Raw genomic sequence first — 18933 nt, forward strand, 5'->3', positions numbered from 1 at the left:
GCAAAAGTAAACAAAATCATGATAAACTATTGAACAAAGGAGGGATTTTTTTGCTGACGATCATCATTATTTCCATTATTATCGTTCTTATCGTACTCGTTTTATCAGTGCTGACAATTAATAAAGGATACAGTTATAAACATACCATTGATCCGCCTGCCGAGGAAAAGCCGGAGGGAACACGTGATAAACCATGAAAAAAATGTTTCTTTTGCTGATCCGCTTTTACCAAAAAGGCATTTCACCCCTTAAACCGCCGACATGCCGCTTTTATCCGACATGCTCACATTATGGATACGAAGCAGTTCAAAAACATGGCGCATGGAAAGGCGGTCTATTGACCATCATCCGCATCTGCAAATGCCATCCGTTTCATCCCGGCGGTGTGGATTACGTGCCGGACAAATGGCCGAAAAAAAAATCAGACAGCTTCTGATTTTTTTTCGGACGGATGAACAATTCTTTTTTCTCAAACCCGAACAAGACAGCGGTCATATTCGCCGGAAAACGGCTGATCGCTTCGTTCAGCTGTCCTGCATGTGCATTATAATGGCTGCACGCATCCGGCATTTCCTCCATCATGTCATCGACACGCGCATGAAGCTGAATATACATCGGGCTCGTCCGAAGCGGAGGGCATTTGGCGGCGGAAGCGGTCATCCTTTCATAAAATAGATCCAGTTTGCCGCAAAGTCTGAGCTTTTCCTCTGCCGTCATCTCCGGAAATCGATCTCGAATGATCATCATCTCTGCCAGGATTCCCTGTTCATTTAAATCATATGCAGCCACTGTTTCTGCCCATTTTGCATATAAATTAACGCGGGCCTCCATAAAACGATCCACATCTCGAAATAACGCTTCCGTTTTTTTCTGCAGACCAATAAGTCTTCTATAAGTCCACACAAATAGAAGAAGAGTGAGACCGGCTCCGGTGAATATGATCCATAATCCGTTTTCCAATACACCACCCTCCTTCTATTTTTTGTTTCCATTATTTCTACTTCTTTTCCTCTAAAAAAGTTTCTATAAAACTAAAATTCAGACAAAATATGTGTCAATTGTCATCGTATCCAGCCGCTTTCGATTTATTTCATAGCCAATACCCGGCTGTTCTGACAATTGGATCCGCCCGTTTTCAACGATAATACCCGTTTCAATCACGTCCTCTTCCCAATAATGATCAGACGAAACAATATCGCCAGGAATCGTAAAACCGGGCAAAGAGGCGAGCGCTATAGTATGCGCACGAGAAATACCGAACTCAATCATGCCGCCCGTCCATAACCCAGCTCCATTCGACACACATTGATCATGAATTTTTATTGCCTCTGTCAGTCCGCCCACCCTGCTGAATTTCACATTTATGACCCGGCAGGCGTCCATTTCCAGTGCGCATTTCGCATCATGGGCAGACCGGATGCTTTCATCGAGGCAGACAGGTGTTTTGATTTCTTTTTGCAGTTTTGAATGCTCCCATAAATCTTCTGCATGAAACGGCTGCTCAATCATCAGTAAGTTATACTCATCAAGGCTTTTTAAATGATCGATATCCTGCAGTGAATAAGCAGAGTTGGCATCAGCGAGGAGCGGTACATCCGGAAAGAGACGGCGGATCTCTTTCAACAGGTAACGGTCTTTTTTGGGTTCCATTTTAAATTTAATGCGTTCGTACCCGGATTCCATAAGTGCTGCCATCCGGGTAATCATATCCGCCGTCGTTTTTCCTGCTGCGACAGCACCGGCTGGGATGGATGTGCGCATACCGCCAAGAAGCCGGTAAAGCGGTTTATTTTGCTGTTTTGCGTATAAATCCCAGAGAGCAGATTCGATACCCGCTTTCGCCATCCGATTGCCCCGGACCGAAGCAAACAATGATTGAACGTCTGATGGATGATCGATTGTTTTGCCATGCAACAGCGGAAACAGCACATCTTTGATGATGTGCCATTCCGTGAGCACCGTTTCTTCGGTATACCATGGTGTTGAAAAAGCGGATGCTTCCCCCCATCCAACCCCCCCTTGTTCATCTTCCGCTTCAATGATAACTGCCTGCCGCATAGAGACGGTTTCAAGATGCGTAAAAAAGGGCTGCTTGAGCGGCATTTCAATAAGACGCATTGTCCATTTTTTAATGCGCATATTCATCCCTCCACTTCGCGGCCAGCTCTCTTCGCAAAAGTTTATTCGATGCATTGCGCGGAAGCTTATCCACTTGAATAAAATAAGCCGGCACTTTGTAGCGTGCCAGTTTTTCAGAACAAAAAGCAGCGAGCTCCTCTGACGACAATGGTCTGTCAGCTACATAAAAGGCAGCCGGCACACTTCCCCATTTTTCGTCCGGTACACCGGTAACACCTGCTTCCAGTACCGCTTCGAAGCTTGTAAGCACAGATTCGATTTCCGCCGGATAAATGTTTTCCCCGCCTGAAATGATTAAATCAGAACGGCGGTCAAGAACGTATAGAAAGCCTTCCGAATCAAGACGGCCGATATCGCCTGTATGAAACCAGCCGTTTTGGAATGATTGTTCATTTGCTTCCGGCCGATTTAAATAACCTTGCGTTACATTCGGACCGCTTACTAAAATTTCCCCTTCTTCTTCCCCATCAATTTTGACCGCGCACGGGAAAAGAGGCTTTCCGGCAGATCCAAGTTTTGTCAACGCATACTCCGGAGCAAGTGTAACGATTTGGGATGATGTTTCCGTCATGCCATACGTCTGGTAAACGGGAATGTCTTTTTGCCGGCATTGTTCCAGAAGCGGCAAAGGAGCTGGTCCTCCCCCCAGCAGCATGCAACGAAAACGCGGGCTGTAATTGCCGGTGAGTTCTTTTAACATGTCGGAAAGCATGGCAGTCACAACTGAAATGATGGTGACATCCCCATTTTCAAGTGATTCATTGATCCGTTTTGCATCAAATTTTTCAAAAAGACACACTTCCATTCCGTAAATCACACTTTTCATAACGATCGAATAGCCGGAAATATGGAATAACGGTACTGCACAAAGCCACGTATCGTCAGTATGAAGTCCAAGATTTAATGCTGAGCCCTCTGCGCTTGTATAATGGTTTCCGTATGTTTGAATAACCCCTTTCGGACGTCCGGTTGTACCGGATGTATACATGATTGAACATGGTTCATCAAGTACAAACGTCTCACGTGGTGTAAACGGCTTACCATCGGGAAAATCTGCTATTGAAATGGACCGAATGCCGGAAATGGCTGCTGCTTTTCTTTCATGAAAAGGATCGAATAGGATATGGGAAGCGCCGGCATCCAGCAGCTGCCATTCTATTTCTTCCGCCGTGAGCCGGCTGTTCAGCATAAGAGCGATAGCGCCTATTTGCTGAAGCGCATAAATAGTGAAAATCGTCTCCGGCTTATTGGATGCGAGCACCCCGCAAAAGTCACCTTTTTGAATACCGGATGCGCTGAGTGCTGATGCTGCTTTCAATGTATTTCTGTACAGCTGTGCAAATGTCCATGATCTTTTTTCAAAAACGAGTGCTGTCCGATCAGGTGTTAAAAATGCGCGCTGTTTTAACCAATTGGGCATGTTCATCTCATTCATCCTTTCAATGGAAAAAGGGTGCCCGGTTAATTGGACACCCTTTCTGCATTTGTTTACGGAAATCTTGGGAACTGACCGAAGTCCGGGTCGCGTTTTTCTTTAAATGAATCGCGTCCTTCTTTCGCTTCATCTGTTGTGTAATAAAGCAGTGTCGCGTCACCCGCGAATTGCTGAAGACCGGCAAGGCCGTCAGTGTCCGCATTCATGGCTGCTTTAATAAAACGAAGGGCAGTCGGGCTCTTTTCAAGCATTTCTTCCGCCCACTTCACCGTTTCTTCTTCCAGCTTTTCAAGCGGCACAACCGTATTCACAAGACCCATGTCAAGTGCTTCCTGGGCGTTATACTGACGGCAAAGGAACCAGATTTCGCGTGCTTTTTTATGGCCGACGATGCGGGCAAGATAACCTGAACCATAACCGGCATCGAATGAGCCGACTTTCGGACCGGTTTGGCCGAATACAGCATTGTCTGCTGCAATCGTCAAGTCGCATACAACATGAAGGACGTGGCCGCCGCCGATTGCATACCCTGCAACCATGGCAATGACCGGTTTTGGAATCACACGGATCAGCCGCTGCAGGTCAAGCACATTTAGACGCGGTATTTCATCATCGCCGACGTAGCCGCCGTGTCCGCGCACTTTTTGATCGCCGCCTGAGCAAAACGCTTTGCCGCCTGCACCCGCAAGGATAATGACACCAATTTTTGAGTCATCGCGTGCATAGGCAAATGCATCAATCATTTCCATGACCGTTTTCGGACGAAATGCATTATGTACTTCCGGACGGTTAATCGTTACTTTCGCAATACCATTATACGTTTCATAAATGATATCTTCATATTCACGTTCTTTCACCCAATTAAAAGCCATTTGAATTGCCTCCTTTGTTTTCAAACAAAAACGTCTTTATTATTGTACCAAATTTTTTATGCTGCTCCACATGAATTGCATGGCCGGTGTCATCAAATTCTATCCATTGACAATGCGGAATGCGTTCTTTCATCCGTCTGGCGATATGTGTAAACTTTTGATCACGTGTACCCGTCAGCAGCAGAACCGGCATCTTCAGCTCGTGAAGCCTGTTCCAATACGATTTCTGTGCGCCTGTTCCCATTGCCCGAAGTGACGAAGCAAGCCCCGATGCCGACTGGTTTAACCGTTCGCTCCTCATCGATTCACGGACAGAAGCAGGCAGCGATTTTTGCGTTTCAAACATCGGGATGTTTTCCCAAAAGTCAACGAACGCTTCGATCCCTTCCTTTTCAATTTTACAGGCAAGCTGTTCATCGGATTTGCGGCGATCTGCACGTTCTTCTTCTGTGGCAAGACCAGGCGAAGCGCTTTCAAGAACGAGCGAACGCACCGTTTCAGGATACGTTACAGCCAGCGCGAGTGCCAGCCGGCCGCCCATTGAATAGCCAACAACATGGAAGGCAGCAAATCCCATATTGTTCATAATCGTTTTCATTGCTTCTGCTTCTGATTCAAGATCAAAGCATTCAGCTATCGTCCTCCCGTGTCCGGCGAGATCAGGCATGACCGCTTCACAAGGAATAAGCGGCGCAATATGGCGCCACGTATCTCCTGAGCCGGTAAAACCGTGTAAAAACAATACCGGTTCTCCCTCACCCGTCTTGTCGACTCGATAAAAAGAGAGGTCTTTATTATAAGGCCGGTTGGTCATATCCGGTCCTCCAGTACTTCTTTTGCTTTTTCGATTGCCTGCTTCCATAATGCCCGGTGTATGGACGTATTTGCTGTTCTATCGGTAAACGCCTCTAAAATCGTGACACCTTCACGGGTTTCACTTAATTCCCTTTCCAGCTGATCACCGCTCTCAATGCGGACATAGTGACATCCGTATAAAGCCGCCGCATGTTCAAATTTCAGTCCTGCCGGTGTGCCAAACAGCCGTTCAAAATGCTTTTCTTCTCCCGACTGCGGCAAATAAGAAAAAATACCGCCGCCATCATTATTCATAACAAGTACCGTCATCGACAGTCCGTTCATTTTCGCCCCAAGCAGACCATTAACATCATGGAAAAAGGACAAATCCCCCATGACGGCAAAGACGTTTTCTCCGCTTGCCGCAATACCAAGCGCTGTTGATACAAGTCCGTCAATCCCATTTGCGCCCCGGTTTCCATGCAGTCTTACACGCTGTTCACCCGCAAACAAAAAGGAATCAAGATCACGGATCGGCATGCTGTTTCCAGTAAAGACAGATGCCTCATCTGGAACACTTTGCAAAAAGCGTCTGAACAGTGCGCCTTCGTCCAGCCCATCAGCCGTTTTCATCACATTTCGCGATGCCTTATTCACACTTTGCCATAGCTCGGTCCATTCGGATGACTGTTTCGGCAGCCTGTCTATCATTTCTTCACAAAAAAGCGCTTCATTGACGACCACCATATGTGTCGCAGCATGTGACGGATCACGCCATCCGCCTTCCTCATCAATAATAAGATGCGGAACATCACTGTGGCGTTTCATATAAAGCATCAATGATTTTGAAACCGGCAGTGCACCAAAACGGATCATCGCTTCTGGTTTTAACGTATCTTTTATGTCATCATCCCGCAAGAACGCATCGTAGCTGTCAATGACCTCCGCATGTGAACGCAGCTGTGACAGCGGGTCGGCAATAACCGGCCATCCGATTTTTTCGGAAAGCGAAAGAATTGCCGGCAGTACCTCCATATTGACGATTTCACCCGCAACAATGACCCCTTTTTTACCCTTTATCTCTTGAGCAACATCGTCCATTTGCCCGCTGTCCGGCACTTTTTTTCCAGCTAATAACCGGACCGGTGCGGGAATATGCAGCCGGTCAAAAATACCGTCATAATCCGGCACAAGCGGCTCCCTGAATGGAAAGTTCAAATGAACCGGTCCTTTCGGCGCTGCTGTCGCTTCAAATACAGCGCGTGCGCCTTGTGTTCTTGCGTATTTAAGTGCCCTATCAGAAGATTCCGGGATGGCCATTTCAGAAAACCATTTCGCTGTATGTCCATATAAATGGATTTGATCAATTGTCTGCGGCGCACCGACATCACGCAATTCAGGCGGACGATCTGACGTCAGCACAATCAGCGGCACACGCGAAATCGCAGCTTCGGCAACAGACGGCATATAATTCGCCGCTGCCGTGCCGGACGTGCAAAGAAGCGCGACCGGTTTACGGGAAGATTTTGCCAATCCTAAAGCAAAAAAACCGGCAGACCGCTCGTCTACTTGAATGTATGTTGTTAAATGAGGATGCTCTTCCATTAGCAGCGCCATAGGTGTTGAACGGGAACCCGGGCTGATCACCGCATGCTCCACACCCGACCGTACAAGACTATCAATGAAATGCGCATTATAGTATGTCAAATTTTCCTGATGATTACTCATTGCCGCCTCCAATCGCCCGCAGCATCGGCCGAAGTTTCATCGTTGTTTCTTCCAATTCCGTGTCCGGATTTGAATCCGGTACAACACCGCATCCGGCATATAAAAATGCTTCATTTTGCACAATAAGTCCGGATCGGATAGCTACTGCAAACTCTCCATTTTTTCGATAATCCATCCATCCGACCGGTGCAGCATAAAAGCCGCGGTCCATCGGTTCAAGTTCACGAATGACATTCAATGCTTTTTGAGCAGGCAAACCGCCTAGAGCAGGTGTTGGATGAAGCCGTTCAACAAAACGCAAAATAGAATCAAATTCGTCTGCAAGACCGGTTACCGGTGTATACAAATGTTGAATATCGCGCACTTTCATAATGATCGGTTCTTCCGGTACCGTCACACTTACACACATGGATTGCATTTCACGGCGAATCATCTGCACGACATAATCGTGTTCAATTCGATTTTTATCGTCGTTTAACAAAGCATCTGCCAATTTTCGATCTTCTTCCTCCGTCGCACCGCGCGCCGTTGATCCTGCAAGACAAGTCGTCATTAATGTCCGGCTTTGCTTTTTCACGAGACGTTCCGGCGAGGCGCCGAGGAAACAGCTGTCCATTGCTTCAATCGAAAATATAAAGCTGTCCGGCTGCTCTTCATCTAGACGGCGCAGCACATGATCCGGTACAATTGCCTCATCAAACACCGCTGTTATTTTACGTGCAAGCACTATTTTTTTTAGTTCCTCATCCGATTTAATAGATTGAATGGCTGACTGAATCGAGTTCTTCCATGCATCGGTATCGCCGCTGCGAAGTTCTACAAGCACTGCTTTCTCGTTCATCGCCTTGTCATTCTGATCAAAAATCCACCGTTTTCGCTCTTCAATCCGTTCAAACAGCGCTAAAGAATTCGTCCCGTCACACAATACATTGACCGTTACAAATGTTTCACCCTCGTATACAGTCAGCATTATTTCCGGTACATAAAAAAAAGACGGGGCGAAGCGGGACCACTCTTCTCCTGCCTGCTGCTCCGGATCAAATGAAAAACCGCCGAAAGCAACCGGACCCGTGCCGTACACGTCATATGGATTATGAACGGCTGCCCGTTTCGTCAATGCATCCCAATTTGCTTCTACATCAGCGAAACGGTTCGTTTTCCCGCTTTGAATCGTATAGACGCTGCCAAGGCCGGCCAAGGTCATTTCGCCTTCGCGATCTTTAAAATAAAAGCGTTCACCTTTATACCATTTTATCCCTTTTTCATAAAAGCGAACCGGATCCAGAGCATCCACCTTCTCAACATAACTGAACAATGTTGATCCGTTTATTTCGTGTATAAAATCAATAAAGGCTCCTTTCAGAGGATGCCCTTTTATCATAGCCAATGAAATCCCTCCATTGTGCCGACCTCAAAAGGTCAAACTTCTTTAAAGATACACCTCTTTTCAAGAGGGTGTCAACGTTTCTCATTCATCTTTCCTTCGTCCTGTGATGCAGGTCACAAAAATACGGAGTACTCTAACTATTGATCTTTATTATTAACTATCATTATATACCACTTAACAATGATTTTCATTTATGAATCGCAATGTTCGACTTTTCGGAAAACGCTAAAGAATGGGTTAAATTGTGAAAAAAGATTGACACTTTTGATTCCGTTTTCTACACTTGATAAAGGACATTTGTTTAATTGTTCACAATGACCGATTGGGAGAGACTTTATAATGAACCAAACCCCTTCAGCGGATACAGGCTTTCAAATATGGTGGCAGCTTATGCGGCCTCACACATTGACAGCCGCGTTTGTTCCTGTTTTTCTCGGGACAGCGCTTGCACTTGAGCATACTGATTTACATGTATTTTTATTTTTAGCGATGATGATTGCGTCTCTGCTCATTCAGGCAGCAACCAATATGTTCAATGAGTACTTTGATTACAAACGCGGGCTGGATACGGAAGAATCGATCGGTATCGGCGGCGCGATCGTACGAAATGGCGTCAAGCCAAAGACCGTACTGAATATGGCTTTTACCTTTTTCGGAATCGCTTTGCTGCTAGGACTATATATTTGTTCAATAACAACGTGGTGGATTGCGTTGATCGGCATCATTTGTATGGCAGTCGGCTACTTTTATACAGGCGGCCCGCTTCCGATCGCTTATACGCCATTCGGTGAACTAGCTTCCGGTTTCTTTATGGGCGGTATGATTATTTACATCTCGTTTTACATTCAAACCGGTTTTGTTTCAAGCGGCGCCATTTTGTTTTCGATTCCGATCATTATCTTAATCGGAGCGATTATGCTGTCCAATAATATCCGCGACCGTGTCGGTGACCAAGAAGCCGGACGGAAAACCATTGCGATTTTAATTGGACATGACCATGCTGTACGTCTACTTGCTTCTATGTTTATCGTGGCGTATTTATGGGGGATCATTCTCGTATTTGGTGTTTACGGTTCACTCTGGCTGTTTTTAACGTATTTGAGTATTCCAAAAGCGCTGAAAGCCGTAAGCGGATTTAAAGGAAAAAACAATCCTCTGGACATGATGCCCGCGATGAAATCAACGGCCCAGACTAATACACTATACGGTTTTCTGTTATCGATCGGATTATGCCTCAGCTACATTTTTTGACCGCTCATCATTGGAGCGGGTTTTTTTATGGACAAAAACGGTTATACCTATACCATAACGAAAGGATGAGAATGCATGTTAACAAACGATCAATTAACAGAATTGAAAAATGAGCTGCTTCGCCAAAAAGAACTATTGACGGGGCGGATAGAACATGATGAAGAATTTGTTAATGAAGGCGAATTATCATTGTACGACAACCATCCGGCCGATATGGGAACTGAATTGTACGAACGTGAACGAGATGCGGCGATCGATGAGCATAGCCGGGAGGAGCTCGATAAAATTGACGCCGCACTAGAAGCTATGAAAGATGGAACATACGGCATTTGCAAAAAAAGCGGTGAAGAGATTCCTTTTGAACGGCTGCAGGCGGTTCCGACAACATTATATACCGTTGAGCATACACCAGAACGAACACCGGCAGACGACCGAGTGATGGAAGAACGTATTCCGCACCCGGATGACGGCATCGACAGTTTCCGGGACGCAGCCGTTTACGGAACGTCCGAAACTCCATCAGATTTTGCAGAAGATCATGACAGCTATAATGATCTGTATACGGATGATAACGACGATGATAAATAAGCCGGCGTCGGCCGGCATATTTATTATATCTTCCAAATTTCGTTTGCGTATTCTTTGATGGTCCGGTCGCTTGAGAAAATGCCGGAGCCGCTGATATTTTTCACCATCATTTGACGCCAGCGCTCCGGATTTTGTGCATAAATCCGACCCGCTTCTTCTTGTGCGGAACGATAGGCTTCAAAATCTTTCAATACAAAATATTGATCGTTTTCTGCCAGCAGCGAGTCATATATAACCCCAAACAAGTTTTTATCATCCAGCGTTCCATCGACTAATTGATTGAGCGTTCGGCGGATGAGCGGGTCGTGATGATAGTAGTCCATCGAACGGTAGCCTCCGTCCCGGTCATACGCCATCACTTCTTCCGCTTTTAAACCAAAAATGAAAATATCATCCGGACCTGTCTGTTCTAAAATTTCCACGTTTGCACCGTCAAGCGTTCCCATCGTCACAGCACCGTTCATCATAAACTTCATGTTGCCGGTACCTGACGCTTCTTTACTTGCTGTGGAAATTTGCTCGCTGATATCAGCTGCCGGAATAATATCTTCGGCAAGCGACACGCGGTAGTTTTCCATAAAGACGACCGTGATCAGCCCTTTTGTTTCCGGATCATTATTCACAAGATCTACCACAGAGTGAATCAATTTAATAATGCGCTTTGCGTAGAAATAACCCGGTGATGCTTTAGCCCCAAAAATAAATGTACGCGGATGCATATTGAACGATGGCTCATTTTTCACTTTGTTGTACAACGCCAAAATATGCAGTACATTCAGCAATTGACGTTTGTAGGCATGAAGCCGTTTTACCTGCACGTCAAAAATCGATGCCGGATCCACTTTAATCCCATTTTGTTCAAAAATGCGCTTCGCTAAAATTTCTTTTCGTTTCAGCTTCACATCCCACAATTTTCCAAGGAATACGGAATCATCGGCAAAAGGCGCCAGTTTTGACAGCTCACCCGCATCTGTTTTAAACGCATCGCCAATCGTTTCTGTTAAGAGAGACGTCAATTGCGGATTTGCTTTTAACAGCCAGCGCCGATGTGTAATGCCATTCGTTTTATTGTTAAACTTCGCCGGCTGGAATTGGTAAAATTCATTCATTTCACGATTTTTCAAAATTTCTGTATGAAGCCGGGCCACTCCGTTTACACTATGACTGCCGGCAATAGCAAGATGCGCCATCCGCACCTCGTCATTTGCGACAATCGCCATTTTTTCAATGCGGTCCCAATCACCCGGATATTCTTCCCATAAACTTCGGCAGAAACGCTCGTTAATTTCTTCAACGATCATAAAAATACGGGGCAGAAGCGGTCTGAAAATTCGGATCGGCCACCGCTCAAGGGCTTCCGACAATGTTGTATGATTCGTATAAGCAAATGTATTTTCCGTCACATGCCATGCCTCATCCCATGATAACTGGTAATCATCCATCAGCACCCTCATTAATTCGGGAATTGCCAGCACCGGATGTGTATCGTTAATGTGGATGGCGGCCCGCTCATGCAAGAGGCGCAGCTCCCCCCCCATGCTTAAATGATGGCGGATGATCGAGCGGATGCTGGCAGCCACTAGAAAATACTGCTGTTTTAAACGCAGAGTTTTTCCGTCATCATTGGAATCATCGGGATATAAAAATTCTGAAATCGCTTCTGTGTCTTTTTTATACTTTAACACGTCTTGATTTGGCGAAAAACTTGAAGTCTCTGCGCTCCATAGGCGAAGTGTATTGACTGTTTCCCCGCCATAACCGACAACCGGCATATCATAGGGAACGGCTCTAACATATTCCGCGTCAACATGACGAAACTTCACGCCTTCTTCTCGTTCAACTACATCCACACTTCCCCAAAATGGCACTTCAACAGCAAGGTCAGACTTGCGCACTTCCCAAACGTATCCGTAGCGAAGCCAGTTTTCCGGAAGCTCCATCTGGAAGCCATCCACCATTTTCTGTTCAAACAAGCCATGTTTATAGCGGATACCGCACCCATGCCCCGGCAGTCCGAGCGATGCGAGAGAATCAAGGAAACAGGCGGCAAGGCGGCCGAGACCGCCATTTCCAAGACCGGCATCCGGTTCAATGTCTTCAAGCTCATCCAATGGGATTCCAATATCTTCAAGCCATGTTTCCAGCGTTTCATACAGTCCAAGATTGATTAAGTTTTGTCCAAGCAAACGGCCGAGTAAAAACTCAATGGATAAGTAATACGTCTGCTTTTTACCTTGGCGATATCGTTCGTTTGTTTCAATCCATTCACTGCTGATGTGTTCACGGACCATCTGGCTCAACGTTACAAATTGCTGGGCACGGGTTGAATCGCCAAAGCTGATACTGTACGACTGCTCAAGGCGCTTTTTAAACGACTCCTGAAACGATTTTTGATCAGAAAACATGACTTTCCCTCCTAGTGGATACATCTTCGTACAAGCGCAAATAATCCTGTGCAGACTGTGACCAGCTGTAATCTTCTTTCATCGCTTCTTCGACAATTTTCGCCCATATATCAGGCTTGTGCCTGTAAAAATAAACGGCACGGCGGAAGGTATTCAACATATCATGCGCATTAAAGCTGCTGAATGAAAATCCATTACCCCTGCCTGTCTCCTCGTTATAGGAACGGACGGTATCATTTAAGCCTCCCGTTTCACGTACAATCGGAAGAGCGCCATATTTCATGGCAATCAATTGGCCAAGTCCGCACGGTTCGAACTGGGAAGGCATTAAAAACAAGTCGGCACCGGCATACACCTGATGGGCTAATTTTTCATTAAATCCGATATAAGAGCGTACTTTTTCTTTATATGTCCATTCCATTTCTCTAAAAAAATGTTCAAATTCAGCGTCACCGCTTCCAAGCAAAACAAACTGGATATCATCTTCCATCATTTCATGAAATACATGCGTTACAAGATCCAGCCCTTTTTGTTTTGTTAAACGGGATACTAAGCCAATAACCGGTACATCATCCCGGACCGGTAAATGAAAAAATTCCTGCAAACGGCGTTTATTTTCTGCTTTACCGGCCATATCGCCTGTATGATACGGCACAACCGCTTCGTTCGTTTCCGGATTATAGATGGAATAATCCACTCCATTTAAGATGCCAGTTAAATCTTCCTGCCGTTCTTTTAAAACACCTTCAAGCCGTTCACCAAAATAAGGATTTAATATCTCATTCCGATAAGTCGGACTTACTGTCGTAATCGCATCAGATGCAATAAGCGCCCCCTTCATAAAATTCGTATTGCCGTTAAATTCAAGCTGACCTGATTGATAATGATGGCTATGCAGATTCAGCAAATCCGTCACAGCCTCTGGCGGGAAAATCCCCTGGAACATTAAGTTATGAATCGTAAAAACAGTTTTAATTTTTTCATAACCCGGACGATGCTGATGCTCAACTTTGAGCATAAACGGAATCATCGCTGCATGCCAATCATGACAGTGCAGAATATCCGGATAAAAATCAATATGATAAAGCGAATCAAGTACCGCTCGCGTTAAATACGAAAAACGCTCTCCATCATCATAATGACCATATAAGCCATCACGTCTAAAATAATATAAATTATCGATAAAATAATACGTTATCCCGTCCTGTACAAGCTCAAAAATCCCGCAATATTGCTTGCGCCAGCCAACCTGCACAGTGAACTCAGCGACTTTTTTCATTTCATTCCGGTACTGATCCGGAATCATGCTGTAATTTGGCATCATCACCCGGACATCGACACCGAGTTTTGCCAACTCTTTTGGGAGGGCACCTGCCACATCGGCAAGCCCTCCCGATTTCACAAATGGTACACATTCTGATACGGCAAACATTACTTTCATGAGCTAGCCACCGTACTTTCTACAACTGATCCTTTTTTCACAACGAGCGGTTCTTCCGCCGTACCTCTTAATACAGCTCCGTCTTCTACAATCACATCTTTATCAAGAATGACATGTTCAAGGATGCAATTATCACCAATTTTACTTTTTTGCATGATAATACTGTTTTGAATAGATGATCCTTTTCCAACGTATACAGCCCTGAAAATAATGCTGTGATTAACTTCGCCCTCAATGCTGCACCCGTTTGCAATCATTGAATTTGTCACATATGAATCATTCGAGTATTTTGTTGGCGGTTCGTCTTTGACTTTTGTAAAAATAGGCTGGAATTCATTAAAAAGCTGACTCCATTTTTCTTTTTCAAGCATTTTCATGCTTGTGTCATAATAATCATGAATCGATTTGATCCGCTGTAAAAATCCGTTATATTCATAATGGCAAATGGTATAGGGAGATTGCTGATTTTCAACCGCATCCTGCACAGATTGATAACCTGTTTCATGCCGGCTTTTAATCAGGTCCATCAGTAAAGAAAGAGACAAAATGTACATGCATACAGATTGGCCTTTATGCGTAATTTCAAGCAAGTCACATTTCTGACTGATAAAGCGCTCAAGTGCCGGAACAAAATCCATATTGGCAACAGATGTACAGTTCGAAACGAGCACATAATTTTGTTCGCTCCGTTCAAAATAGTCACTATGTTCTGCAAGACGGCTTAATTGTCCTTCTTTGGCCGGGGCTGGAAAGAAAAATAATCCGTCGCGCTTCCGGTTCAAATCCCAGTCTTTCCCTGAACCAAGATGATCCATTAACGAACGATACGGAGAGCGCGGGAAAATGGCGACACTTTGAATACCTGAATTGACCATATTGGATAACACAAAATCTACAAGTCGATACCGCCCGGCAAATGGAATGGCTGCCGGAGAACGATGGGCGGCAAGAGCACCCATTTCCCCTTGGGGCATCGTAGCGTCAATTACGCCAAGCATTGATTTTTTCATTATGCTTCCTCCATTTTTGTCCGTTCTTGTGTATATTCAGCTAAGAAAGCTTGCGTAATCAGTAAAATATCATCTGAAGCATTGCGGATTACCGTGTTTTCCGGTACTTCCAGATCACTCATGACAATCGCCCTTTCAACGAAAGAGCCTCGTCCAATACGCGCATTCGGCATAACAACGGAATCCTTTACAATAGCATTTTGTTCTACTTCTACCCCTTGAAACATAACGGAATGTTCAATTTCCCCGTCTATGACGCATCCTTCGTTCACAAGTGAATGCTTGACAACTGCCTCCATCCCGATAATTTGAGGCGGCTGATTCGGATTAACTGAATAGATGCGCCAAGAGTGATCAAACATATTTAAATCCTGTTCTTGATCGAGTAAATCCATATTTGCTTCCCATAAGCTTTTTACCGTCCCTACGTCTTTCCAATATCCCTCGAACGGATACGCCACCAATTTCAATTCATCTTTCAGCATCGCCGGAATAACGTCTTTTCCGAAGTCATTCGATGAATCCGGATTTCTTTCATCCATCTCCAAATAGCTGCGCAGCACAGACCATTTAAAGATATAGATCCCCATTGAAGCAAGGTTGCTTTCTGGTTTTTCCGGTTTTTCGTCGAAGCGTGTCACGTTATATGCCTCATCTGTATTCATAATACCGAATCGGCTTGCTTCATCCCAGGGAACTTCAATAACTGAGATTGTGGCATCTGCCTGTTTTTCGATATGATAATCAAGCATCGTATCATAGTTCATTTTATAAATGTGATCTCCTGACAAAATAAGTACATACTCGGGATCATATTGTTTAATGTAGTTCAAATTTTGATATATTGCACTGGCGGTACCGGAATACCACTTAACTTCTGAGGATTCACTGTAAGGAGGCAGTACCGTAACGCCGCCATTTCTGCGGTCCAGATCCCAGGCGCTGCCGATACCGATATAAGAGTTTAAAACGAGCGGCTGATATTGTGTCAGAACCCCGACCGTATGAATACCAGAGTTTGCACAATTGGAAAGCGGGAAATCAATAATCCGGTACTTTCCGCCAAATGGCACAGCTGGTTTTGCAAGATTTTCCGTCAATTCTTTCAAACGGCTCCCTTTTCCCCCAGCAAGCAGCATTGCAACACATTTTTGTTTTGCCATGTTAGTTCCTCCCTTTATCATCCACATGACGCAAATACACTGCGCCAAACGGTGGTACATTTATATCAACATAAGCCGGCTGTCCATGAAATTCCTTCTCGACTGTTACAATCTTTGTTTTGTTTACACGATTTGAGCCGCCGTAAGCAGCGTCATCGCTGTTCAAAAGCTCTTCGTAAATACCTGTCTCAGGCACGCCCACTTTATAGTTTCCGTACCCATAATCACCAAAATTACAAACGATCACAACCGTATTCCCTTTTTTATCTTTTCGTGAGAACGAAAAAATACTTTGGTCATGATTATGCACATCAATCCATTGAAAACCATCCGGATTATGATCCAATTCATAAAGCGGCCGCACATTTTTATATACATGCATTAACTGCTTAAAATAATCATTAAAGCAGCGATGCATATCATAATCCATTAAATGCCAGTCCACCTCTTCAAGGTCCTTCCACTCTGAAAACGGTGCCAGCTCTGTCCCCATAAATAATAATTTTTTACCCGGATGCGCTATCATAAACATAAGTAAAAGTCTTAACTGAGCAAATTTTTGCCAGTAATCACCCGGCATTTTATCAAGCAGCGACTTTTTCCCATGAACCACTTCGTCGTGTGAAAATGGTAAAATATAATTTTCTGAATAAGCATACATGAGAGAGAATGTCATCTGGTGGTGCTTCCCCGATCGTTCGTTCCAGTGTGTCTCCATATAATCCAGAACGTCATTCATCCATCCCATATTCCACTTATAATTAAATCCGATGCCTCCTTGATGAACCGGTGCTGTTACCTGAGGCCAGTCACTTGAATCTTCAGCAATCATTAACGCTTCCGGTTTAAAGGCAAAAACCGCTTTATTTAATTTTTTTAAAAAGGATACACCATGAGGGTTCGCTTCAAGTCCGTCGCGGTTTGGCCAGTAAAAAATATTCGACACCGCGTCTACCCGGAAACCATCTATATGGTAATAATCCATCCAAAACAGCGCATTTGATATTAAAAAGCTGTGTACTTCCGTTTTACTTAAATCAAAATTTGCTGTTCCCCACACATAATTTTCACGATCCCAGCTATTTTCGTACTCATAGCTGAATCCACCATCAAAATGATGCAGTCCATGTGCATCTTTGCAAAAATGACCCGGTACCCAGTCCATAATAACGCCAATACCTTGACGGTGACATTCATCAACGAAATACATAAAGTCTTCCGGCAGCCCATATCTGCGCGTTGCTGCGAAATAACCGGTACTTTGATATCCCCAGGAACGGTCGAATGGATGCTCGGTCAATGGCATCACCTCAATATGAGTAAAACCTTGCTCCTTTATATGAGGGATAACCATTTTTGAAAGCTCGCGATACGTGTAAAGATCATTTTCTCCTTCCCCTTTTTTCTTCCATGTACCTAAATGCAGTTCATAAATAGACATCGGCTCTTCATATATTTGAGAAGGATGGCGGTCACTGTGCCATTTTTCATCACGCCACTTATAGCCGTCTAGTGTATAAACAACACCAGCTGTCCGCGGACGCAATTCTGTCATAAAAGCAAACGGATCCGTTTTATGAATCACTCTGCCGCTTTCAGAAAGAATTTCATACTTATAAAGAGAGCCTTCCAGGTTTTTCGGGATCTCTAAAAACCATATCCCTTCACTCGTTACCCTCTTCATTTCTGTCCCTCGTCCCATCCAATCATTAAAGTCACCAATCACCCGCACATTTTTTGCATTTGGCGCCCATAAAGTAAAAAATGTTTTTTCATTTCGAACATGAGCGCCGAATAAGTTGTAAGCTTTGAATAAATTTCCTTCATGAAATAAATGAAGATCGAAATCGCTTGGATAAAATGAGTTTGATGACATAGTTCACATCCTTTGCATATGTATTCTTGATGAAGTGGAAAAAAGAGGGAAATTCGGATAATTCCGTATTTGTCTAATTGTTCTAAGTATTCTGTGTAAAAGATGGTTTTTCCTGCCTATGCTTTATTAAATATTTATTAATATATTCCCTTATTCACGTTAACATAACGACATTGAGGATATATTTTACCACAACAAAAAACGCTTCAAGGAAATTAGTAATAATTCCTTAAAGCGTTTTTAGAAAATCAATGACCCCTACGGGATTCGAACCCGTGTTACCGCCGTGAAAGGGCGGTGTCTTAACCGCTTGACCAAGGGGCCAACTGGCGGAGAAGGAGGGATTTGAACCCTCGCGCCGGTTACCCGACCTACACCCTTAGCAGGGGCGCCTCTTCAGCCTCTTGAGTACTTCCCCAATATGTGGCTCCGCAGGCAAGACTCGAACTTGCGACCGATCGGTTAACAGCCGATTGCTCTACCACTGAGCTACTGCGGAATGAATGGGCCTGAATGGACTCGAACCATCGACCTCACGCTTATCAGGCGTGCGCTCTAACCAGCTGAGCTACAGGCCCGCTTTTTCAAATGGAGCGGGTGATGGGAATCGAACCCACGACATCAGCTTGGAAGGCTGAGGTTTTACCATTAAACTACACCCGCAAATTTGATGAAATCAGATGGGGCGACTAATGGGAATCGAACCCACGAGTGTCGGAGCCACAATCCGATGCGTTAACCACTTCGCCATAGCCGCCATAATATAAATGGTGGCGCCGGACGGCTTCGATCAGCCGACCCAAGGATTTTCCGTCCTTTGCTCTACCACCTGAGCGAGTGTGC

16 protein-coding genes and 6 tRNA genes are annotated in these 18933 nt (G+C 44.7%); 4 read left to right on the forward strand and 18 right to left on the reverse strand.

Going from position 1 to position 18933, the window contains the following annotated elements; genetic code table 11:
• Positions 1 to 50 precede the first annotated feature (50 nt).
• Positions 51 to 197, forward strand: coding sequence for a YtzI protein (gene ytzI, locus BTO30_RS13710; RefSeq protein ID WP_075399287.1), 147 nt, complete (start codon positions 51 to 53; stop codon positions 195 to 197).
• A complete protein-coding gene (yidD, locus tag BTO30_RS13715; protein ID WP_075399288.1) occupies positions 194 to 436 on the forward strand; it encodes a membrane protein insertion efficiency factor YidD in 243 nt (80 codons plus the stop codon). Before ytzI ends, yidD begins: the two co-directional genes overlap by 4 nt.
• Here the strand turns inward: yidD and BTO30_RS13720 are convergent.
• From BTO30_RS13720 to BTO30_RS13750, 7 genes are all read right to left on the reverse strand, one after another.
• Positions 391 to 960: a LemA family protein gene (locus tag BTO30_RS13720; protein WP_075399289.1), complete on the reverse strand. Its 570-nt coding sequence runs from the start codon at positions 958 to 960 to the stop codon at positions 391 to 393. The two genes, yidD and BTO30_RS13720, sit on opposite strands and share 46 nt — an antisense overlap.
• A 78-nt stretch (positions 961 to 1038) precedes the next feature.
• Positions 1039 to 2139: an o-succinylbenzoate synthase gene (gene menC, locus BTO30_RS13725; RefSeq protein ID WP_083632433.1), complete on the reverse strand. Its 1101-nt coding sequence runs from the start codon at positions 2137 to 2139 to the stop codon at positions 1039 to 1041.
• A complete protein-coding gene (locus BTO30_RS13730; protein WP_075399291.1) occupies positions 2129 to 3574 on the reverse strand; it encodes an o-succinylbenzoate--CoA ligase in 1446 nt (481 codons plus the stop codon). Before BTO30_RS13730 ends, menC begins: the two co-directional genes overlap by 11 nt.
• 53 nt (positions 3575 to 3627) lie before the next feature.
• Positions 3628 to 4446: a 1,4-dihydroxy-2-naphthoyl-CoA synthase gene (menB, locus tag BTO30_RS13735; RefSeq protein WP_075399292.1), complete on the reverse strand. Its 819-nt coding sequence runs from the start codon at positions 4444 to 4446 to the stop codon at positions 3628 to 3630.
• Complete coding sequence (gene menH / locus BTO30_RS13740) at positions 4436 to 5260, reverse strand: 2-succinyl-6-hydroxy-2,4-cyclohexadiene-1-carboxylate synthase (protein ID WP_075399293.1); 825 nt, start codon at positions 5258 to 5260, stop codon at positions 4436 to 4438. The genes menB and menH overlap by 11 nt, the downstream gene beginning before the upstream one ends.
• On the reverse strand, positions 5257 to 6969 hold the full coding sequence (gene menD / locus BTO30_RS13745) for a 2-succinyl-5-enolpyruvyl-6-hydroxy-3-cyclohexene-1-carboxylic-acid synthase (RefSeq protein ID WP_075399294.1): 1713 nt from the start codon (positions 6967 to 6969) through the stop codon (positions 5257 to 5259). The genes menH and menD overlap by 4 nt, the downstream gene beginning before the upstream one ends.
• Positions 6962 to 8350, reverse strand: coding sequence for an isochorismate synthase (locus BTO30_RS13750; protein WP_075399303.1), 1389 nt, complete (start codon positions 8348 to 8350; stop codon positions 6962 to 6964). The genes menD and BTO30_RS13750 overlap by 8 nt, the downstream gene beginning before the upstream one ends.
• A 345-nt stretch (positions 8351 to 8695) precedes the next feature.
• Here BTO30_RS13750 and BTO30_RS13755 point away from each other — a divergent pair, with 345 nt between their 5' ends.
• Together BTO30_RS13755 and BTO30_RS13760 are read left to right on the forward strand one after the other, a co-directional pair.
• A complete protein-coding gene (locus BTO30_RS13755; RefSeq protein WP_075399295.1) occupies positions 8696 to 9607 on the forward strand; it encodes a 1,4-dihydroxy-2-naphthoate polyprenyltransferase in 912 nt (303 codons plus the stop codon).
• 75 nt (positions 9608 to 9682) lie between these two features.
• Positions 9683 to 10195 carry a TraR/DksA C4-type zinc finger protein gene (locus tag BTO30_RS13760; RefSeq protein WP_075399296.1) on the forward strand — a complete coding sequence of 171 codons (513 nt, stop codon included), beginning with the start codon at positions 9683 to 9685 and terminating at the stop codon, positions 10193 to 10195.
• Positions 10196 to 10218: 23 nt separating this feature from the next.
• Here BTO30_RS13760 and BTO30_RS13765 read toward each other — a convergent pair whose 3' ends face one another.
• The 11 genes from BTO30_RS13765 to BTO30_RS13815 all read right to left on the reverse strand — a co-directional run bounded on the left by BTO30_RS13765 (position 10219) and on the right by BTO30_RS13815 (position 18847).
• Complete coding sequence (locus BTO30_RS13765; RefSeq protein ID WP_075399297.1) at positions 10219 to 12600, reverse strand: glycogen/starch/alpha-glucan phosphorylase; 2382 nt, start codon at positions 12598 to 12600, stop codon at positions 10219 to 10221.
• Positions 12590 to 14041, reverse strand: coding sequence for a glycogen synthase GlgA (glgA, locus tag BTO30_RS13770; RefSeq protein ID WP_075399298.1), 1452 nt, complete (start codon positions 14039 to 14041; stop codon positions 12590 to 12592). The genes BTO30_RS13765 and glgA overlap by 11 nt, the downstream gene beginning before the upstream one ends.
• Positions 14038 to 15051: a GlgC family sugar phosphate nucleotidyltransferase gene (locus tag BTO30_RS13775; protein ID WP_075399299.1), complete on the reverse strand. Its 1014-nt coding sequence runs from the start codon at positions 15049 to 15051 to the stop codon at positions 14038 to 14040. The genes glgA and BTO30_RS13775 overlap by 4 nt, the downstream gene beginning before the upstream one ends.
• The gene (locus BTO30_RS13780) at positions 15051 to 16214 is read right to left on the reverse strand and encodes a glucose-1-phosphate adenylyltransferase (RefSeq protein WP_075399300.1); all 1164 of its coding nucleotides are present in this window, start codon (positions 16212 to 16214) and stop codon (positions 15051 to 15053) included. Before BTO30_RS13780 ends, BTO30_RS13775 begins: the two co-directional genes overlap by 1 nt.
• Before the next feature lies 1 nt (position 16215).
• The gene (glgB, locus tag BTO30_RS13785; RefSeq protein WP_075399301.1) at positions 16216 to 18090 is read right to left on the reverse strand and encodes a 1,4-alpha-glucan branching protein GlgB; all 1875 of its coding nucleotides are present in this window, start codon (positions 18088 to 18090) and stop codon (positions 16216 to 16218) included.
• 252 nt (positions 18091 to 18342) lie between these two features.
• Positions 18343 to 18414, reverse strand: a tRNA-Glu gene (locus BTO30_RS13790).
• Positions 18415 to 18417: 3 nt separating this feature from the next.
• Positions 18418 to 18508 (reverse strand) — tRNA-Ser (locus BTO30_RS13795).
• Positions 18509 to 18514: 6 nt separating this feature from the next.
• Positions 18515 to 18589, reverse strand: a tRNA-Asn gene (locus tag BTO30_RS13800).
• 5 nt (positions 18590 to 18594) lie between these two features.
• Positions 18595 to 18668, reverse strand: a tRNA-Ile gene (locus BTO30_RS13805).
• 11 nt (positions 18669 to 18679) lie between these two features.
• Positions 18680 to 18753 (reverse strand) — tRNA-Gly (locus BTO30_RS13810).
• 18 nt (positions 18754 to 18771) lie between these two features.
• A tRNA-His gene (locus BTO30_RS13815) sits at positions 18772 to 18847 on the reverse strand.
• Positions 18848 to 18933: the final 86 nt, after the last annotated feature.

Source organism: Domibacillus antri (assembly GCF_001936625.1).
GTDB lineage: Bacteria > Bacillota > Bacilli > Bacillales > Domibacillaceae > Domibacillus > Domibacillus antri.

Excerpts from the sequence above, each read along its gene's own strand:
- yidD (WP_075399288.1), top strand. The coding sequence starts at position 194 with ATGAAAAAAATGTTTCTTTTGCTGATCCGCTTTTACCAAAAAGGCATT.
- menC (WP_083632433.1), bottom strand. The coding sequence starts at position 2,139 with ATGCGCATTAAAAAATGGACAATGCGTCTTATTGAAATGCCGCTCAAG.
- BTO30_RS13730 (WP_075399291.1), bottom strand. The coding sequence starts at position 3,574 with ATGAATGAGATGAACATGCCCAATTGGTTAAAACAGCGCGCATTTTTA.
- menB (WP_075399292.1), bottom strand. The coding sequence starts at position 4,446 with ATGGCTTTTAATTGGGTGAAAGAACGTGAATATGAAGATATCATTTAT.
- menH (WP_075399293.1), bottom strand. The coding sequence starts at position 5,260 with ATGACCAACCGGCCTTATAATAAAGACCTCTCTTTTTATCGAGTCGAC.
- menD (WP_075399294.1), bottom strand. The coding sequence starts at position 6,969 with ATGAGTAATCATCAGGAAAATTTGACATACTATAATGCGCATTTCATT.
- BTO30_RS13750 (WP_075399303.1), bottom strand. The coding sequence starts at position 8,350 with ATGATAAAAGGGCATCCTCTGAAAGGAGCCTTTATTGATTTTATACAC.
- BTO30_RS13755 (WP_075399295.1), top strand. The coding sequence starts at position 8,696 with ATGAACCAAACCCCTTCAGCGGATACAGGCTTTCAAATATGGTGGCAG.
- BTO30_RS13760 (WP_075399296.1), top strand. The coding sequence starts at position 9,683 with ATGTTAACAAACGATCAATTAACAGAATTGAAAAATGAGCTGCTTCGC.
- BTO30_RS13765 (WP_075399297.1), bottom strand. The coding sequence starts at position 12,600 with ATGTTTTCTGATCAAAAATCGTTTCAGGAGTCGTTTAAAAAGCGCCTT.
- glgA (WP_075399298.1), bottom strand. The coding sequence starts at position 14,041 with ATGAAAGTAATGTTTGCCGTATCAGAATGTGTACCATTTGTGAAATCG.
- BTO30_RS13775 (WP_075399299.1), bottom strand. The coding sequence starts at position 15,051 with ATGAAAAAATCAATGCTTGGCGTAATTGACGCTACGATGCCCCAAGGG.
- BTO30_RS13780 (WP_075399300.1), bottom strand. The coding sequence starts at position 16,214 with ATGGCAAAACAAAAATGTGTTGCAATGCTGCTTGCTGGGGGAAAAGGG.
- glgB (WP_075399301.1), bottom strand. The coding sequence starts at position 18,090 with ATGTCATCAAACTCATTTTATCCAAGCGATTTCGATCTTCATTTATTT.